This window comes from Aeromonas sp. S8(2024) (genome assembly GCF_041403085.1).
Taxonomy (GTDB): Bacteria; Pseudomonadota; Gammaproteobacteria; order Enterobacterales; family Aeromonadaceae; genus Aeromonas; species Aeromonas dhakensis.
This window is the reverse complement of sequence record NZ_JBGLRF010000005.1, coordinates 267,111-282,750: the sequence shown is the minus strand read 5'-3', so window position 1 is coordinate 282,750 and position 15,640 is coordinate 267,111. Positions and strand designations below refer to the sequence as shown.

At 60.0% G+C, this 15,640-nt stretch carries 20 protein-coding genes; 8 read left to right on the top strand and 12 right to left on the bottom strand.

Annotated elements, in window-relative coordinates; translation table 11 throughout:
- Positions 1-20: 20 nt before the first annotated feature.
- From ACB031_RS15830 to ACB031_RS15795, 8 genes are all read right to left on the bottom strand, one after another.
- Positions 21-671: a DUF4310 family protein gene (locus ACB031_RS15830; RefSeq protein WP_005305926.1), complete on the bottom strand. Its 651-nt coding sequence runs from the start codon at positions 669-671 to the stop codon at positions 21-23.
- An 11-nt stretch (positions 672-682) separates the two neighbouring features.
- Positions 683-1,459 (bottom strand): DUF4311 domain-containing protein, encoded by a 777-nt coding sequence (locus ACB031_RS15825; RefSeq protein ID WP_371139874.1) that lies wholly within the window; start codon positions 1,457-1,459, stop codon positions 683-685.
- Positions 1,460-1,499: 40 nt separating this feature from the next.
- Positions 1,500-1,796, bottom strand: coding sequence for a DUF4312 family protein (locus ACB031_RS15820; protein ID WP_371139883.1), 297 nt, complete (start codon positions 1,794-1,796; stop codon positions 1,500-1,502).
- Positions 1,796-2,161: an SFCGS family glycine-rich protein gene (locus tag ACB031_RS15815; protein WP_010635935.1), complete on the bottom strand. Its 366-nt coding sequence runs from the start codon at positions 2,159-2,161 to the stop codon at positions 1,796-1,798. The genes ACB031_RS15820 and ACB031_RS15815 overlap by 1 nt, the downstream gene beginning before the upstream one ends.
- Positions 2,162-2,524: a PRD domain-containing protein gene (locus ACB031_RS15810; RefSeq protein WP_021466144.1), complete on the bottom strand. Its 363-nt coding sequence runs from the start codon at positions 2,522-2,524 to the stop codon at positions 2,162-2,164. It abuts the gene before it with no gap.
- 298 nt (positions 2,525-2,822) lie between these two features.
- A complete protein-coding gene (degS, locus tag ACB031_RS15805) occupies positions 2,823-3,944 on the bottom strand; it encodes an outer membrane-stress sensor serine endopeptidase DegS (protein ID WP_005305911.1) in 1,122 nt (373 codons plus the stop codon).
- A gap of 89 nt (positions 3,945-4,033) precedes the next feature.
- Positions 4,034-5,395, bottom strand: coding sequence for a Do family serine endopeptidase (locus ACB031_RS15800; protein ID WP_117405618.1), 1,362 nt, complete (start codon positions 5,393-5,395; stop codon positions 4,034-4,036).
- A gap of 81 nt (positions 5,396-5,476) precedes the next feature.
- Positions 5,477-5,857, bottom strand: a complete 381-nt coding sequence (locus ACB031_RS15795) for a YhcB family protein (protein ID WP_005305902.1) — start codon at positions 5,855-5,857, stop codon at positions 5,477-5,479.
- 140 nt (positions 5,858-5,997) lie between these two features.
- On the opposite strand from ACB031_RS15795, the gene zapE reads away from it, so the two are divergent.
- The 8 genes from zapE (at position 5,998) to ACB031_RS15755 (ending at position 12,171) form a co-directional block, all read left to right on the top strand.
- Positions 5,998-7,092, top strand: coding sequence for a cell division protein ZapE (gene zapE, locus ACB031_RS15790; RefSeq protein WP_017766407.1), 1,095 nt, complete (start codon positions 5,998-6,000; stop codon positions 7,090-7,092).
- Between the two features lie 266 nt (positions 7,093-7,358).
- Positions 7,359-7,787 carry a 50S ribosomal protein L13 gene (rplM, locus tag ACB031_RS15785; RefSeq protein ID WP_005305895.1) on the top strand — a complete coding sequence of 143 codons (429 nt, stop codon included), beginning with the start codon at positions 7,359-7,361 and terminating at the stop codon, positions 7,785-7,787.
- 15 nt (positions 7,788-7,802) lie between these two features.
- Positions 7,803-8,195 carry a 30S ribosomal protein S9 gene (gene rpsI, locus ACB031_RS15780; RefSeq protein ID WP_005305893.1) on the top strand — a complete coding sequence of 131 codons (393 nt, stop codon included), beginning with the start codon at positions 7,803-7,805 and terminating at the stop codon, positions 8,193-8,195.
- Positions 8,196-8,490: 295 nt separating this feature from the next.
- Entirely contained in the window at positions 8,491-9,081 is a 591-nt protein-coding gene (gene petA, locus ACB031_RS15775) for a ubiquinol-cytochrome c reductase iron-sulfur subunit (protein ID WP_005305890.1), read from the top strand.
- Between the two features lie 2 nt (positions 9,082-9,083).
- Positions 9,084-10,301, top strand: coding sequence for a cytochrome bc complex cytochrome b subunit (locus ACB031_RS15770; protein ID WP_005305888.1), 1,218 nt, complete (start codon positions 9,084-9,086; stop codon positions 10,299-10,301).
- Positions 10,298-11,032, top strand: a complete 735-nt coding sequence (locus ACB031_RS15765) for a cytochrome c1 (protein WP_010635938.1) — start codon at positions 10,298-10,300, stop codon at positions 11,030-11,032. Before ACB031_RS15770 ends, ACB031_RS15765 begins: the two co-directional genes overlap by 4 nt.
- A gap of 87 nt (positions 11,033-11,119) precedes the next feature.
- Positions 11,120-11,749, top strand: a complete 630-nt coding sequence (gene sspA, locus ACB031_RS15760; protein WP_010635939.1) for a stringent starvation protein SspA — start codon at positions 11,120-11,122, stop codon at positions 11,747-11,749.
- Positions 11,746-12,171: a ClpXP protease specificity-enhancing factor gene (locus ACB031_RS15755; protein WP_371139873.1), complete on the top strand. Its 426-nt coding sequence runs from the start codon at positions 11,746-11,748 to the stop codon at positions 12,169-12,171. The genes sspA and ACB031_RS15755 overlap by 4 nt, the downstream gene beginning before the upstream one ends.
- Positions 12,172-12,217: 46 nt before the next feature.
- Here the strand turns inward: ACB031_RS15755 and dolP are convergent, their stop codons facing one another.
- Genes dolP through ACB031_RS15735 form a run of 4 tightly spaced genes read right to left on the bottom strand, consistent with a single transcriptional unit; the run spans position 12,218 to position 15,621 of the window.
- Positions 12,218-12,796 (bottom strand): division/outer membrane stress-associated lipid-binding lipoprotein, encoded by a 579-nt coding sequence (gene dolP, locus ACB031_RS15750; RefSeq protein ID WP_005305875.1) that lies wholly within the window; start codon positions 12,794-12,796, stop codon positions 12,218-12,220.
- Positions 12,797-12,800: 4 nt separating this feature from the next.
- A complete protein-coding gene (locus ACB031_RS15745) occupies positions 12,801-13,391 on the bottom strand; it encodes an SIS domain-containing protein (RefSeq protein ID WP_005305871.1) in 591 nt (196 codons plus the stop codon).
- 9 nt (positions 13,392-13,400) lie between these two features.
- A complete protein-coding gene (locus tag ACB031_RS15740) occupies positions 13,401-13,772 on the bottom strand; it encodes a YraN family protein (protein ID WP_026139282.1) in 372 nt (123 codons plus the stop codon).
- Positions 13,714-15,621 (bottom strand): penicillin-binding protein activator, encoded by a 1,908-nt coding sequence (locus ACB031_RS15735; protein ID WP_081013004.1) that lies wholly within the window; start codon positions 15,619-15,621, stop codon positions 13,714-13,716. Before ACB031_RS15735 ends, ACB031_RS15740 begins: the two co-directional genes overlap by 59 nt.
- Positions 15,622-15,640 lie beyond the last annotated feature (19 nt).

Genomic DNA, 15,640 nt, shown 5'->3' with positions numbered 1-15,640 from the left:
CCCCGCAGGGCGGCGGATGGTTATGCAAGCGCAACCGGGAAGAAGGTACCCAGCAGCATGGCCCCCAGGATGGCGCCACCAGTGATGGGCTTGCCCCACACGTAGAACAGCAGCGCACCCAGCAGGGAACCGATGCCGATGGGGATGGAGGCGCCCATGGCGGAGAGGATGATGAGGGGGCCGAGGAAACGGCCCGAGCTGTTGCCGGCCCCCATCATGACGTCTGCCCCGTAGGTGGAGTTGCTCTGGTTGATGGTGAACTTGCGCGCCAGGATGATCACATAGCCGATGGCCAGACCAATCACCATGCCGGTCACCAGCGAAGCGGGGAAGTTCTCCACCGGGTAGACGATCCCGGCCCCCAGCAGCAGGGCGGGCACGCCAAGGCCCACCCCGGTCTGGATGGCACCGCCGATGTCCAGGATCCCCACCAGGGAGCCCTCGATGATGCGGGCGAACAGGAAGCTGGCGCCGAAGGCCGCCACTGCGCCATAGGCACCCGTGTCCATCCCGGCCTTGAGCATGGCGACGAAGGCCACCTCGTTGAAGGCGCCGACCCCGTACAGGTAGAACATGTGGGTACCGGCAAAGACCCCGGCCGAGAGCAGACCGACAAAGATGGGGAAAGACCAGTCGGCGTACCAGAAGTTGTTTTTCAGTTTCTCATCCATGGCGTGACCCCTTATTTGCCGCTCAGCAGGTTGTGGACGTTTTCCAGCCACAGGGGGATGCCCAGGTGGAAGGACTCGATCAGTTTCATGTCAAAGCCGCGGAAGAAGCCGCTCAGCACGAACAGCAGCACGATGGCGCTCATCATGACGCGGGTGACGTGGTTCCAGCCGCTCTCTTCCACCCCCTTGCCGATCAGGATGCCGAGCACCAGACCCGGCACGGCGTTGCCCATGATGAGCTGCGCCAGACCGCCGAAGATAGTGGCCCAGAAGCCGGACTTCTTGCCCGCCTCGATGGCGGCCAGCCAGAAGATCACCGGCATGACGGTGTTGACCAGCAGGTTGGCGGCCGGTACCAGCACCTTGACCGCGGTGACCTGCAGGGCGGCCGGCACGGCGGCGGCGGTGCTGTTGAGGAAGGCGACCACGATGGCACCTATGATGCCGCAAGCGATGGCCATCTTCTTCGGGTCATGCAGGGTGGTGGCGAGATCCCGATTCTTGATCATCAGGGCTGCCGCGCCCCAGTTCGGCAGGATGCGGTGATCCACGTCCTGGGTGAAGGCGCCGGCTGCGACCGTGGAGGCCCAGGCGTTGAAGAAGAAGCCCAGACCAAACGAGAAGTGGGAGGCGGGATCCCCTTCGCAGGAGTTGAGTTCGCCCAGGGTTCGGAAGGCGCCCATCCCCTGCACGGTTGGGGCATGGAACATCCGTGCCGCGCCGGCCCCCACCCCGACGCCAACCAGGCCGCCAATGATGAGTGACTTGATAAATATGATTAGAAACATCCCATGTATCCTTCTTGTGGCGGTGTTGCCGCGGGCGGCGTCACACCCGGGTAAAGGTCACCTTGTCGGTGTCCAGGCTGGTGACCCTGACCGTGATGGCGAGCCGAACCCGGTATTCGTGGCGCTGGCGCGGCAGGAAGAAGAACAGGAACTTCTCCACCCGGACCGACTCCTCGGCCTCAAGCACCTCGACCTCGAGGGGCTCGATGCGCAGCATCACCCGGGGGTTCTCCTTGAGCAGGCCGGGTTGCACCTGGCTGAGGGCGGCGGCGAACGCCTGCTGACGGGTCGTGCCCTTGCCGTTGACGGTGACCCGGGTGGTGAAGTCCTCTTTCATCATGCGTGTCCGTGTTTCTTGGCAAACGCCTCGACCAGCTTCTGGCCCAGTTCTTCCTTGTCCATGAAGCCGAAGCCGAGCACCACGCACCCCTCGTTGATGGCGGTCACGCCCTCCTCGATGGATCGCATGCCGTAACGGCACTTGTAGCCGTACTTGGTTTGGGCCGTGATGGCGCCGGCACCGCCGCTGCCGCAGAAGGAGATGCCGAGATCCGCCTGCTCCTTGTTCATCACGTCGCCGAGCTTCATGTCGGCGGCCATGCCGGGGATGACGGTCACGCTGGCACCGGCAGCTTCTGCGCCTGCACCCACTTTCTGGCCCTTGCCGAGGCGATCACCGATCACGAGTTTGATGGCTGTCATTTAGCTTTCTCCTTTCACTGAGCTGAGTTCGTTTTCTTTGGCTACTTCGAAATGGACGGACAAGAGGTGTGCCTCTTCATAGGCGAGCCGCTCCAGCCAGCTGACGACCTGCTCGGCCAGACGCAGGGAGAGCGGGGAGATCTCCTCGAACAGGCTGAGGTCGACCTCTGGCAGCGGTTCGCCACTGTGGGAGCGCCACACCATGGCTTTGACGTGAGAGGCCAGCATCTGCTGCTGTACCTCGTTGGGGCGAATGCCCTGTTCGGCCAGCAGGATATGGATGCGCGCCAGGATCTGGTCGGTTTGGCGCAGCAGGGCCGGGCTGTCCGGGGTCAGGGGCTGGTCATGGGTCTCTGTGTGCAATGTCTGCTCTCCAAGGCTGGCAGAAGGGATAGCGTTACCCTAAGCCGGTCATGTTCGGGAGAGGAGGCACCGTTTTTCCGATTCGAAGCGGAAATTCGCGCGTCAGCTGGCCAATTGAAGCCGCTTTTGCGGCATCAAGCGGAAAAGAGTGCTCATTGGCGCCTGTTTTGTGTGATCAGGGGCGCACTTGGCATTGGATGAAGGGCTGCTGACCCTTGGCTGAAACTGTGAGTCGCCTCACGGCCGGGAGGGGGAAAGGTAGGAGAAGGGGCGACTCGTCGCCCCGACCATGGAGATGTCAGCTGGCGGTGGCCGCGCTGGCGCTGGCCCGGTTCTGGTAGCGCAGATCCTCTTCGATGGTGACCTCCACCTCGAGCGGTTTGCCGTCGCGGATCACCGAGATGGTGAGTTTGGTGCCGGGCCGGCTCTCGACGATCTTGTCCATGGCGGCCCGCACGCCGCTGATGGCCTCGCCATTGATCTTGAGCAGCACGTCGCCCCGCTTCAGCCCGCCCTTGGTGGCCGGCCCGTTGGGATCCAGGCTCTCCACCACCAGGCCGCGCAGGTCACCCAGATTCATCATGCGGGCGACGATGGGATTGATCTCGACGCTGGAGATGCCGAGGTAGCCGCGGATCACCCGTCCGTTGGCGATCAGCTCGTCCATGATGCGCTTGGCCAGCTTGTAGGGAATGGCGAAGCTGATGCCGTAGCTCTCCTGATTGCCGTTGAGGTGATAGGCGGCGGTGTTGATGCCCACCAGATCGCCGCGGGCATTGACCAGGGCGCCCCCCGAGTTGCCCTCGTTGATGGCGGCGTCGGTCTGCAGCAGATCCTGCCGGCCGTTGCTGTCTGGCCCCATGCTGGAGAGGCCGATGCGGCCGGTGGCGCTGATGATGCCCTGGGTGATGGTCTGGCCGACGTTGTAGGGGTTGCCGATGGCGAGCACCACGTCGCCCACGTCGGGCAACCGCTCCGGATCCTGCGGGATCACCGGCAGGTTGTCCGATTCGATGTAGAGCACCGCCAGGTCGGTGAGCTGGTCGGTGCCGACCAGTTCGGCGCTGAACACCCGTCCGTCCTGCAGCGCGACTATGATCTGGTCCGCATCGGCGATGACGTGGTAGTTGGTCAGCACGTGGCCGCGCTGGTTCATGATGACGCCGGAGCCCAGCCCCTGCGGCCTGAGTTCGGTCTGGTTGCCCTGATTGCGGGCGAAGCTGCGGGTATAGATGTTGACGACGGCAGGGCCGGCGCGGTGCGCCGCGTAGGAGAAGCTCAGTTCACGGGCATTGGTGATGAGGCCGGGCAGTTGGGCCCCGCCTCGAAAATTGGGAAACAGCAGCAACAGTAGCGCCGCCACGGTGAGACCGAAGCCGACAGACTTGCCCAAGTAACTGACTATAGGGGGGATTTTCATGTCATTCTCATCCGTACATAGAGCGGGCAGAGAATAACACTATCGGTGGATAAAAATCACCCGCGGCAGGCGCCGCGGGTGAGAGGAGATTAACGAATTACCAGGTAGAGCGAAGAGTCGCCGCGCTGGATGTTGAGGGCCAGCACATCCGGCTTGTTCTTCAGTGCCTTGCTCAGCTCTTCCAGCGAGTTGATGCGCAGGCGGTTGACGCCGATGATAACGTCGCCCTTCTGCAGACCTGAGGCGGCGGCAGGGGAGCGCGGATCGATCTCGGAGACGGCCACGCCGCTCACCGGCTCGCTGGTGGTGCTCAGCTTGGCCCCTTCCAGTGCCGGGTGCAGCGCGCTAGCCAGGATTTCGCTGTCATCCGCCTTCTTCAGGGTGACCTTGACGGTTTGCTCCTTGCCATCGCGGATCAGGCCCAGTGCCACCTGCTTGTCGGCACCCATGGTGGCAATCTTGGCCCGCAGCTCGCCGAAGGAGCGGATGGCCTTGCCGTCGATGCTGACAATGATGTCGCCCGGCTTGATGCCGGCCTTGGCGGCCGCGGAGTCAGGCATGACCTGGTTGACGAAGGCACCGTCCTTCTTGTTGTAGCCGAAGGTCTTGGCCACTTCGGAGGTGAGCTCGGTCCCTATGATGCCCAGCTGGCCACGGCGGACTTCACCGTATTTCACGATCTGTTCGGACAGGTCGCGCACCATGTTGGACGGAATGGCAAAGCCGATGCCGATGTTGCCGCCGTTGGGGCCCAGGATGGCGGTGTTGATGCCGATCAGCTCGCCACGCAGGTTGAGCAGGGCACCACCCGAGTTGCCCGAGTTGATGGCCGCATCGGTCTGGATGAAGTTTTCCAGGTTCTCGATGTTGAGGCCGCTGCGACCGAGCGCACTGACGATGCCGGAGGTGACGGTCTGGCCGAGGCCGAACGGGTTGCCGATGGCCAGCGCATAGTCACCGACCCGCAGCTCGTCAGAGTCGGCGAATTTGATTTGAACCAGATCCTCGGCCTTGATTTGCAGCAGGGCGATGTCGGACTGCTTGTCTTCGCCGATCTTCTTGGCGGCGTATTCACGGCCATCCTTCAGGTTGACCTTGATTTCGTCCGCCTCGTGCACCACGTGGGCGTTGGTGATCACGTAGCCCTTCTTGGCGTCGATGATGACACCGGACCCGAGCGCCTGGAAGGGCTGCTCGCTTACCTGTTCGTCAGGCATGTTGGGGCCGAAGAAGAAGCGGAACTGTTCCGGCAGACGCTGGCGGGTGATCTTCTTGCCGGAGACGGAAATGTTGACCACGGCAGGGGTGACTTGTTCGAGTACCGGCGCCAGGCTCGGCATCTCCTGATTGTTCGCCAAAAGGGAGGGCAGTGCAGCCTGCACGGGGGCCGCAGATATGGCGATACCGACACTGAGGGCTAACACACTGAGCACAGAAAGAGGTTTACGCATATGAAAAACAGCTCCCAGAAAAAGTTGCAATGCAATCGTCAAGGTCTGACCACGATACAGCGCAATTAGTTCCGCGGGGAACTAACTGGACTGCTTGAGCAGACCGGAGGCCCCTGCATAGTCACGGGGCGGTACACCCGGTTCTTCATTGGCCGGGACATCGCTGCTCTCGTCGAGCAGAGTTTCACGGAACAGCGGCTCCTGGGCTTTGGCCAGGAATTTGCTCTGCTCCGCCATATGGCGATAAAGGGTCTGGTACTGCTCGGCCAACTGCTCCATCAGGGCGGCACTGTCGGCGAAGTGGGTATTGATCTGACCCTGGTAGCTTTCCAGTTCCTTGTGAGCCTTCTTCAGTTCTTGTTCCAGACGGCCGGCATCCCGGCTGCGCACTGTGAAGCGACCGATGATGATACCGATAATCAAGGCGGCGACAGCCAGCAGGATCCCGTTTAACAGACTCATAGATGCTCCTTGTTACAGCTAAACCAATGTATGTTAATGCGGCCTGAACGGCCGCTACGCCTTGATGGCACTATACCGTGCACCCCGAGGGCGTGATACCATTTTGTCCTTCATTCAGGGACTTGAAGGCAATTGACAGGATGACCCCGCAGCAAAAATACCAGCAGGATTTGCAGCGCCCCGGCTTCGTGGCCGACCCCGCTCAGGCGATGGCCGTGGCCCGTCTGGAGCGACTCTATCAGGATTTGTGCCAAACCCCGACTCCGACCAGATCCCGCGGTCTGCTGGGCTGGCTGCAAAAGCCGAAGCCCCGTACGCCCATCCTGGGGCTATATATGTGGGGTGGCGTGGGCAGAGGCAAGACCTGGCTGATGGATACTTTTTTCGACAGCCTGCCCGGGGAGCGCAAATTGCGTATCCACTTCCACCGTTTCATGCACCGGGTGCACGATGAGCTCAAGGGACTGACCGGTCAGGCAGATCCGCTCAAGCTGATCGCCCGCAAGTTGGCCGACGAGACCGATGTCATCTGCTTCGACGAATTTTTCGTCTCCGATATCACAGATGCCATGCTGCTGGGAACCCTGTTCCAGGAGCTGTTCGGCCATGGGGTCGTGCTGGTGGCGACCTCGAACATACCGCCGCAGGACTTGTATCGAAACGGCTTGCAACGTGCCCGTTTTCTACCGGCCATTGCCCTCATAGAGCGTCATTGCGAGATACTTAACGTAGATGGCGGTACCGATTATCGCCTGCGCACGCTGGAGCAGGCGGAGATATATCACTTCCCGCTGGATCGGCAGGCAAAATCCAATCTCGAGCTCTATTTTCAACAATTAACCGGGCTGCAACAGGCCCTGGCGGGCCAGGTCGAGATCAATCACCGTCAGCTGGCGTCGCTGGGGATGGGGGAAGGTGTGCTCTATATGGAGTTCGAGCAACTTTGCTGCACACCCCGCTCCCAGAGCGACTATATCGAGCTGGCGCGGCTGTTTCACACCGTCCTGCTGGCCAATGTGCAGCCCATGGGGGCTGGCACGGATGACGCGGCGCGCCGCTTCATCGCCATGGTGGACGAGTTCTATGAGCGGCACGTCAAGCTCATCATGTCGGCGGCGGTGCCCATGCAGGAACTCTATGGTCACGGGCTGCTGGATTTCGAATTCCAACGTTGTCTTTCACGGCTTCAGGAAATGCAATCGCACGAATACCTTGCCAGAGTGCACCTTCCTTAGTCACAATACCGCGCCTGCCAGTCGGATGGGCATCTGCGGCAGGTAGGGCCGGGCGACATTTGCTAGCTTCATGGCAGTGAAATTAGCAGGTGATATTTAAGGCAACTTCACTTATAATCGCCCGGCCCACGTTACAGCTGTCGATAAGACAGCAACACTTTAAGCTTTACTTGTATTCGAAGGGGTACAGGTAGGCCATCGTTTGTTGTTTGTGGGAGAGCCCCCATAAGCAATTGGGTCTGTAACAGGTAATTGGGTTTAACTTAATGAAAACTTTCGTTGCCAAGCCAGAAACCGTAAAACGTGACTGGTACATTGTGGACGCAGAAGGTAAAACTCTGGGTCGTATCGCAACCGAGATCGCTGCTCGTCTGCGTGGTAAGCACAAAGCTGAGTACACTCCGCACGTTGACACCGGTGATTACATCATCGTTGTAAACGCCGAGAAGGTACACGTAACCGGTAAGAAATCTACCGACAAAATGTACCACGCTCACTCCGGTTTCCCGGGTGGTATCAAGTCCATCAGCTTCGACAAGCTGATTCAGCGTAAACCGGAAATGGTAATCGAAGCTGCCGTCAAAGGCATGCTGCCGAAGGGTCCGCTGGGCCGTGCCATGTTCCGTAAACTGAAAGTTTACGCAGGCGCCGAGCACGCTCATGCTGCTCAGCAACCTCAAGTACTGGATATCTAATCGGGAACTGGCAACATGGCAGAAAATCAATACTACGGTACTGGCCGTCGCAAAAGCTCCACTGCTCGCGTATTCATCAAAGCGGGTAGCGGTAAAATCGTAATCAACCAGCGCTCCCTGGAGCAGTACTTCGGCCGTCCGACTGCCCGCATGGTAGTTCGTCAGCCGCTGGAACTGGTTGAGATGACCGAAAAACTGGATCTGTTCATCACCGTTAACGGTGGCGGCATCTCCGGTCAAGCTGGTGCGATCCGTCACGGTATCACTCGTGCTCTGATGCAGTACGATGAAACCCTGCGTTCCGAACTGCGTAAAGCTGGCTTTGTTACTCGTGATGCCCGTAAGGTTGAGCGTAAGAAAGTCGGTCTGCACAAAGCTCGTAAGCGTCCGCAGTACTCCAAGCGTTAATTCGCTTTTTGTACGCACTCTCGCGAGTGTCAAAAAAGCCTGGCCACGTGCCAGGCTTTTTTTATTGGTAATATTACGAACCGCATTGCTAACACCACGTCACAAAAGACAAAAAATTGTGTATTTATTGTTTTTGACCTTCGCTTCTCTTTCTTGTCAAGTTGTTATCTTTTCTTTAAAATTCCCTCGGTTTTTCTGTGACAATTGTAACTCCGCTTCCGCCGCTGTTGTCACGGAAGAAAGGGGAACAGGGACACAATAAGAATGTGCGGAGTCCACATGGGAGAGTTTTTGGATGAGCAATGCGCCAGTTGATACCGGTCGCCGCAGATTTCTTACCTGGTCAACGGTCGCCGTTGGTGGGGTAGGAGCTGCTTTTACCGCAGTGCCGTTTATTAAGTCATGGAACCCGAGTGCCAAAGCCAAAGCGGCGGGTGCTCCGGTTGAAGTGGATATCAGTAAGTTGGAACCAGGCCAGCTCATCCGTGTTGAGTGGCGAGGCAAGCCGGTCTGGGTGGTGAAACGCACCAAACAGACGCTGGATGCCCTGGCCGCGCATGACGACAAGCTGCGCGACCCGGCTTCTGACGAGCCCCAACAACCCGACTATGCCCACAATGGCTACAGATCCATCAAGCCGGAGATCTTCGTGGCCGTCGGTATCTGTACCCACCTGGGCTGCTCTCCCTCCTACCTGCCGGACAACTTCGGCGAACAGGTGCAGGGGGTGACTTCCGGTTTCTTCTGCCCGTGCCATGGCTCCAAGTTCGACATGGCTGGTCGAGTGTTCCAGGGGGTGCCTGCGCCCTTGAACCTGGTCATTCCGCCGTACCAATATCTTAGCGACACCACCATCCTGGTCGGTGCCGATGGCAAGGAGGCCTGACCATGTTTGCCAAACTGATGGGCTGGATTGACTATCGCTTTCCGCTCACCGCCATGTACAACGACCACATGGCCAAGTATCCGGCGCCCAAGAACCTGAACTTCTGGTACTTCTTCGGCTCGCTCGCCATGCTGGTGCTGGTCAACCAGATCATCACGGGCATCTGGCTGACCATGAACTACAACCCCTCCGCCGAAGGTGCCTTCGCCTCCGTCGAGTACATCATGCGGGATGTGGATTACGGCTGGCTGCTGCGCTACATGCACTCCACCGGCGCGTCCGCCTTCTTCATCGTGGTCTACCTGCACATGTTCCGCGGCATGATCTACGGCTCCTACCAGAAGCCGCGCGAGCTGCTGTGGATCTTCGGCATGCTGATCTTCCTCTGCCTGATGGCGGAAGCCTTCATGGGCTACCTGCTGCCGTGGGGCCAGATGTCCTTCTGGGGCGCACAGGTCATCATCTCGCTGTTCGGTGCCATTCCGGTCATCGGCGATGATCTGACCCTGTGGATCCGGGGTGACTACGTCATCTCCGGCGCTACCCTCAACCGCTTCTTCGCGCTGCACGTTATCGCCCTGCCGCTGGTGCTGGTGATGCTGGTTGCCATGCACATCCTGGCGCTGCACGAAGTGGGTTCGAACAACCCGGACGGCATCGACATCAAGAAGCACAAGGATGAGAACGGCTGGCCGCTGGATGCGGTGGCATTCCACCCCTACTTCACCGTCAAGGACATGATTGGCGTAGCCGGTTTCCTGTTCTTCTTCTGCGCCATCATCTTCTTCAAGCCGGACATGTGGGGTTACTTCCTCGAGAAGCCGAACTTTGAAGTGGCCAACGGCCTGAAGACCCCGGCACACATCGCGCCCGTATGGTACTTCACCCCCTTCTACGCCATTCTGCGGGCGGTACCGGACAAGCTGCTGGGCGTCATCATGATGGGCCTCTCCATCGTGGTGTTGTTCCTGCTGCCCTGGCTGGATCGCTGCAAGGTGCGTTCGGTGCGCTATCGCAGCACCCTGCACAAGCTGAACATCGCCCAGTTCGTGGTCTGCTTCATCATTCTCGGGGTGCTCGGCGTGCTGCCATCGACCCCGACCCTGACGCTGATCGCCCAGATCTGTACCCTGGGTTATTTCGGGTTCTTCGTCCTGTTGTTCTTCTACAGCAAGAATGAAAGCACCAAGCCGCTGCCGGAAAGGGTGACATTCAAATGAAAAAAATAATATTTGCAGTGCTGACCCTGCTGCCATCACTGGTGTTTGCCAACACCGGGGCCGTGCATCTGGACAAGGCTCACTATGATCTGAACGACAAGGCGTCGCTGCAGCGTGGTGCCGCCACCTTCATGAACTACTGCTTTGGCTGTCACAGCACCCAGTACCAGCGTTACAACCGGGTAGCGGCAGACATCGGTATCCCGGAAGACCTGATGGCGGCCAACTTGATCGTCAATGGCGCCAAGATCGGTGATCTGATGGAAAACTCGGTGCCGGACAAGGATGCGGCCAAGTGGTTTGGTGCACCGCCCCCCGATCTGACGCTGGTCGCCCGGGTGCGTGGCGCGGACTGGATCTACACCTATCTGCGTTCCTTCTACGTGGACGAGACCCGTCCATTCGGGGTGAACAACGCCGTGTTCCCGTCCGTGGGCATGCCTCACGTGCTGGAGCCGCTGCAGGGGACGCCCCGCGCCGAGTTTGCGACCCACCAGGTCGATGGCGTCGACGTTCAGCAAGTTGTCAGCATCAAATCTGACGGCAACGGTGAAATGAATAACGAAGAGTATGATCAGACGGTGCTGGATCTGGTAAACTTCTTGGTCTACTCGGCTGAACCGGTACAACAGGAGCGCGAACGCATGGGCTTCTGGGTGCTTGGTTTCATCGTGATCTTCTTCATCTTCACTGTGCTGTTGAAGAAGGAATTCTGGCGCGACGTTCACTAAGCGACCAGATCCGGGTAATATAATGCACGGCAATGAAGTCCAAGATGCTTCATTGCCGTTTCTGCTTTTTAATGACGGGAGGGTTCAATGGCTGTAGCTGCCAATAAGCGTTCGGTAATGACGCTGTTTTCCGGTGCCAACGACATGTTCAGCCATCAGGTGCGCATTGTCCTGGCGGAGAAGGGTGTTAGCGTAGATATTTGCCAGGTAGACCCTGCCAACCTGCCGGATGAGCTGGCCGAGCTGAACCCGTACAACACTGTACCGACCCTGGTTGATCGGGAGCTGGCGCTCTACACCTCGCGCATCATCATGGAATATCTGGACGAGCGTTTCCCGCACCCGCCCCTGATGCCGGTATACCCGGTGGCGCGCGGCAACAGCCGTCTGATGATGCATCGCATCGAGCTGGACTGGTACTCCCTGGCCGACAAGATCATGGCGGGTACCGACGTGGATGCGGCGCGTGCCGAGCTGCGGGACAACCTGCTGGCCATCGCCCCCATCTTCGGTGAGATGCCCTATTTCATGAGCGAAGAGTTCGGTCTGGTCGACTGCTACATGGCCCCGCTGCTGTGGCGTCTGCCGAGTCTGGGCATCGACTTCACCGGTCGTGGCGCCAAAGAGCTGAAGGCCTACATGGTTCGCCTGTTCGAACGTGAATCCTTCCAGGCTTCCCTGACCGAAGCCGAGCGCGAGATCCGCGCTGGCGTATGAGCATGGAACCGACGATGACGCCCAGTCGCCCGTATCTGTTGCGGGCGTTCTTTGACTGGTTGCTGGACAATGACCTGACCCCTCACCTGGTGGTCAACGTCAACATCCCCAATGTGATGGTGCCGATGCAGTTCGTTCAGGATGGGCAGATAGTGCTGAACATCGCACCTCGTGCGGTTGGGCAGTTCCACATGGACAATGATGCCATCAGCTTCAGCGCCCGTTTTGGTGGCGTTTCCCAGCAGGTCTACATCCCGATGGCGGCCGTACTGGCCATTCATGCCCGGGAAAACGGCGTGGGCACCCTGTTCCCGCCCGAGCCCGGGTATGATCTCTGGCTGGAGCAGGCCGAAGCGCCGGTAGAGCCCGAGCCGGAACCGCCGCGCCCGAGCGGTCGTCCGACCCTGAAGGTCATCAAATAAAAAAACGCAGCCAATTGGCTGCGTTTTTTTATGGCGATCAACAGGGTCAGTTCTGGGCAAACTCGAAGGCCTTGATCACGCGCTTCACACCGCTGACGTGGCGGGCGATCTCGACGGCCTGATCCCCCTCCTGACGGGTCACCAGGCCGATCAGGAACACCTCGCCATTCTCGGTGACCACCTTGACCTTGGCGCTGTCGAAGTTCTTGGCGCCCAGCATGTCAGCCCGCACCTTGGAGGTGATCCAGGTGTCGTTGCTGCGTACCCCTATGCTGACCGGCTGGCCGAGGCGCAGCTCGTTGTAGACGTGGCGCACCCCCTCGATACGGGCCACTATCTTGCCAGCCTCGAGCTTGTAAGCGTCAGAAGGTGTCTGACCGACCAGCAGTACCCGGCCGTTGTTGCTGTAGACGCTGATCTTGCTGGCCGCGCTCAGCGGCTTGTTGTCGGCCAGCAGGTTGGCCGCCTTCAGTTCGATGGCCTGATCGTCCCATTGGGCGCCCAGGGTGCGGCGATCGCCGGAAGCCTTGGCAGTACCGGCGGCACCACCGACCACCACGGCCGCACAACCTTGCAGCAGCAGGGTGCCGGCCAGCAGGCCGAGCAGGAGCGTTTGCTTCTTCATGGTTTCAATCTTCCTGTTGCGGGAAAAGAGTCTGGTCGATGAGATCACACAGGCAGTGCAGGGTCAACAGGTTCACTTCCAGAATGCGGGGGCGACGGGCAGACGGCACCCGGATCTCCACATCGTTGGGACCGAGCAGACCGGCGATCTCGCCGCCATCACCGCCACCCAGCACCACTATGGTCATATCGCGAGAGAGGGCGGCCTCGGCGGCCTTGATCAGGCTGCGGCTGTTACCCGTGGTGGTGATGACCACCAGGATGTCGCCGGGCTGACCGAGTGCACGGATCTGCTTGGCATACACCTCTTCAAAGCCGTGATCGGTGGCGATGGCACTGATGGTCGCCATGTCCGGGGTCAGCGCCATGCCGGGCAGGGAGGGGCGCTCGGTTTCGTAGCAGTTGACCAGTTCAGAGATGAACAGCTGGGCCAGTGCTGCGGAGGGACCATTGCCGCATGCCATCACCTTGTGGCCATTGAGCAGACAGATGGTCAGCATCTGGGCTGCAGTATGGATGGCATCCGGCAGCGCCTCGGCGGCGGCTATCTTGGTCTGGATGCTCTCGGTGTAGTTTTCTTTGATGCGGTCAGTCATGGGGTCCTCTTAAAATGCGTTCTGGATCCAGTCCGGCTGGTCGCCTTCGAACGCGATCACATCGAATCGGCAGGCCTGGTTGGCCTCGTTGATGGCATGTTGCTTGAAATAGTGGCGTGCCGCCAGCACGATCTTGTGCTGTTTGCGTCGAGTGACGGAGCTGGCGGCGCCGCCGTGGCTGGCCTGGGCACGATAGCGGACTTCAACAAACACCAGGGTCTCCCCCTGGCGCATGATGAGATCGATCTCGCCGCCCCGACAGCGATAGTTGCGGGTCACGGGTTGCAGGCCGCGGGCCTGCAACCAGCGCTCCGCTACCTGCTCAAAGTGCTGTCCCTTGCTCGTTGGTGACGGGAACAGGTTCTGTAACTGCCGGCGCATCCGTGCCAGAAGTACCTTCATGGGGGACTCCCTCGAGCTGGGGCATGGCGCTATCACTGACCAGCTTGCCATTCTGGTAGGTGGCCCAGTCCAGCACGCGCACTATGTTGCCGCCGGCATCCACACTCAGTTGACCGCTCATGCCGGGTTGCTGCATGGCGTTGACCTTGCGCATCTGCTGCAGGTTCTCCGCCAGGCTGACGGCGTCATAACCCAGTGCAAACAGACGCAGCAGGTCGCCCTGGGTCTGCGGCCAGAGCAGGGCGATCTGCTCGCGCTGCTTCTCGTAACCGCCAAGCAGCAGCGGCATGTCGGAGATGTGCATGCCGTTGAGCTCGGAGGCCACCTCGGTGGTGGCACTGTCGTAGCTGCGCGAACTGCTGTAGATCGGCAGGCTGCCCATCGGATTGACCGAGATGTCGACGTAGGGCTTGATCATCCGGGTCTCCAGGCTGTTGGCGACCACATAGACTACGTCGATGCTGCGCGGGGCGGCAGCGGAGAGCTGAACCACTTCGCCAGCCCGGGCGGTGGAGCGGCCGCTCAACGCATTCTTGACCATACCCTGGACTTCGTTGCGGGCACCGAAGGTGGCGACGACCGGTTTGTCCTGGCTTACGGTCGCCCAGGCCTGTTCAAACGCCTTGATGCTGCTGTAGCCGATCCGCCCCTGGGCGGCGATGAGCAGGGGTTTGCGATAACCCTGGCCATAGAGGTATTGGGCGGCCTGCGTTGCATCGGCGGCGGCTGAGAGGGAGAAGTAATAGGTGGTGTCGTTGACGATCGGCTTGTCCAGCTCGTTGAGCGCCAGTACCGGCACGGTCGGATTGGCCTTGAGCAGCTCCTCGACCCGGTCTTTGAGCAGCGGGCCGATGATCATGTTGGCCCCTTCCTGAATGGCCTGCTTGTAGAGATCCGCCGTCGACTTGGTCTGGGTATCGTAGAAGTTCAGGGTAAACTGGCTCTGATTTTCCTTGTAAGACATCAGCATGCCGTTGCGAATTGCCGCACCCTGCGGTTCCAGGTTGCCGGACAGCGGCAGGAAGACGGCGATCTGCTGCAGTGCATTGATGTTGCTGGTGGCAAGATCACCGAGTCCGGCCGGCATGTCTTTCTGGGCCGGGTGGTTCGGGAAGGCTTGTTTCCAGCCGGCCAGCTGGCGAGCCAGCTGATTGGGCTGGGCACCGAATTCATTTACCAGCGCCGCCAGCCGCAGCCAGCCGGTGGTGACATCGGGAGCCGGTGCCTCTTCCAGAGCCTGCAGGGTAGAAGGAGTCATGCTCTTGAGCAGGGACCAGATCTGCTGATGATTGGTGGCCAGCTCATTCTGGGCCAGGTAGGGCTCCAGCAGGATCAGCGACTTGGCGGCACCAAACTTGTTGTTGATGTCGAGCTGCAGCACCACGCGCTGGCGGTACCAATCCTTCTGGGTATCAGCATCCAGCGCCACATCGGGCTTGCCTTCCAGCAGGATCAGCGCCTGGTTGGCATTGCCCTGAGCGAGCAGCAGGTGAGCCTGCAGCAGCTGCAGCTGGGCCTTCTGCTCGGCGCTCTGGGCCTGCTTCTGCAATTGCTGGAACAGGGCCGCGGCCGGCTTGGCCTGACCGAGCGCCAGATAGCTGCGCGCCGCCATCACTTGCCAGGTGAAGGCTTCGGCCGGTTTGGCCGGGTCCACTTGGGCCAGATACCACTGGGCATTCTTGGTGAGATCCGAGAAGGCCGACGGCATGCCGGACTGGCCAGCGGGTTGATTGGGCTCCGACGCACAGGCGGCGAGCAGGACTGCCGCGAGTAGGATGCCGAAGAGTCGTGATACACTTAGCTGCTTTATAACCCGGTTCAAGTTCATTCCCCGACCAGTGTTGAAA

What these genes read in the sequence shown, in the direction of transcription:
- ACB031_RS15830 (WP_005305926.1), bottom strand. Translation starts at nt 671, where the DNA reads ATGGATGAGAAACTGAAAAACAACTTCTGGTACGCCGACTGGTCTTTC.
- ACB031_RS15825 (WP_371139874.1), bottom strand. Translation starts at nt 1,459, where the DNA reads ATGTTTCTAATCATATTTATCAAGTCACTCATCATTGGCGGCCTGGTT.
- ACB031_RS15820 (WP_371139883.1), bottom strand. Translation starts at nt 1,796, where the DNA reads ATGAAAGAGGACTTCACCACCCGGGTCACCGTCAACGGCAAGGGCACG.
- ACB031_RS15815 (WP_010635935.1), bottom strand. Translation starts at nt 2,161, where the DNA reads ATGACAGCCATCAAACTCGTGATCGGTGATCGCCTCGGCAAGGGCCAG.
- degS (WP_005305911.1), bottom strand. Translation starts at nt 3,944, where the DNA reads ATGAAAATCCCCCCTATAGTCAGTTACTTGGGCAAGTCTGTCGGCTTC.
- ACB031_RS15800 (WP_117405618.1), bottom strand. Translation starts at nt 5,395, where the DNA reads ATGCGTAAACCTCTTTCTGTGCTCAGTGTGTTAGCCCTCAGTGTCGGT.
- ACB031_RS15795 (WP_005305902.1), bottom strand. Translation starts at nt 5,857, where the DNA reads ATGAGTCTGTTAAACGGGATCCTGCTGGCTGTCGCCGCCTTGATTATC.
- zapE (WP_017766407.1), top strand. Translation starts at nt 5,998, where the DNA reads ATGACCCCGCAGCAAAAATACCAGCAGGATTTGCAGCGCCCCGGCTTC.
- rplM (WP_005305895.1), top strand. Translation starts at nt 7,359, where the DNA reads ATGAAAACTTTCGTTGCCAAGCCAGAAACCGTAAAACGTGACTGGTAC.
- rpsI (WP_005305893.1), top strand. Translation starts at nt 7,803, where the DNA reads ATGGCAGAAAATCAATACTACGGTACTGGCCGTCGCAAAAGCTCCACT.
- petA (WP_005305890.1), top strand. Translation starts at nt 8,491, where the DNA reads ATGAGCAATGCGCCAGTTGATACCGGTCGCCGCAGATTTCTTACCTGG.
- ACB031_RS15770 (WP_005305888.1), top strand. Translation starts at nt 9,084, where the DNA reads ATGTTTGCCAAACTGATGGGCTGGATTGACTATCGCTTTCCGCTCACC.
- ACB031_RS15765 (WP_010635938.1), top strand. Translation starts at nt 10,298, where the DNA reads ATGAAAAAAATAATATTTGCAGTGCTGACCCTGCTGCCATCACTGGTG.
- sspA (WP_010635939.1), top strand. Translation starts at nt 11,120, where the DNA reads ATGGCTGTAGCTGCCAATAAGCGTTCGGTAATGACGCTGTTTTCCGGT.
- ACB031_RS15755 (WP_371139873.1), top strand. Translation starts at nt 11,746, where the DNA reads ATGAGCATGGAACCGACGATGACGCCCAGTCGCCCGTATCTGTTGCGG.
- dolP (WP_005305875.1), bottom strand. Translation starts at nt 12,796, where the DNA reads ATGAAGAAGCAAACGCTCCTGCTCGGCCTGCTGGCCGGCACCCTGCTG.
- ACB031_RS15745 (WP_005305871.1), bottom strand. Translation starts at nt 13,391, where the DNA reads ATGACTGACCGCATCAAAGAAAACTACACCGAGAGCATCCAGACCAAG.
- ACB031_RS15740 (WP_026139282.1), bottom strand. Translation starts at nt 13,772, where the DNA reads ATGCGCCGGCAGTTACAGAACCTGTTCCCGTCACCAACGAGCAAGGGA.
- ACB031_RS15735 (WP_081013004.1), bottom strand. Translation starts at nt 15,621, where the DNA reads ATGAACTTGAACCGGGTTATAAAGCAGCTAAGTGTATCACGACTCTTC.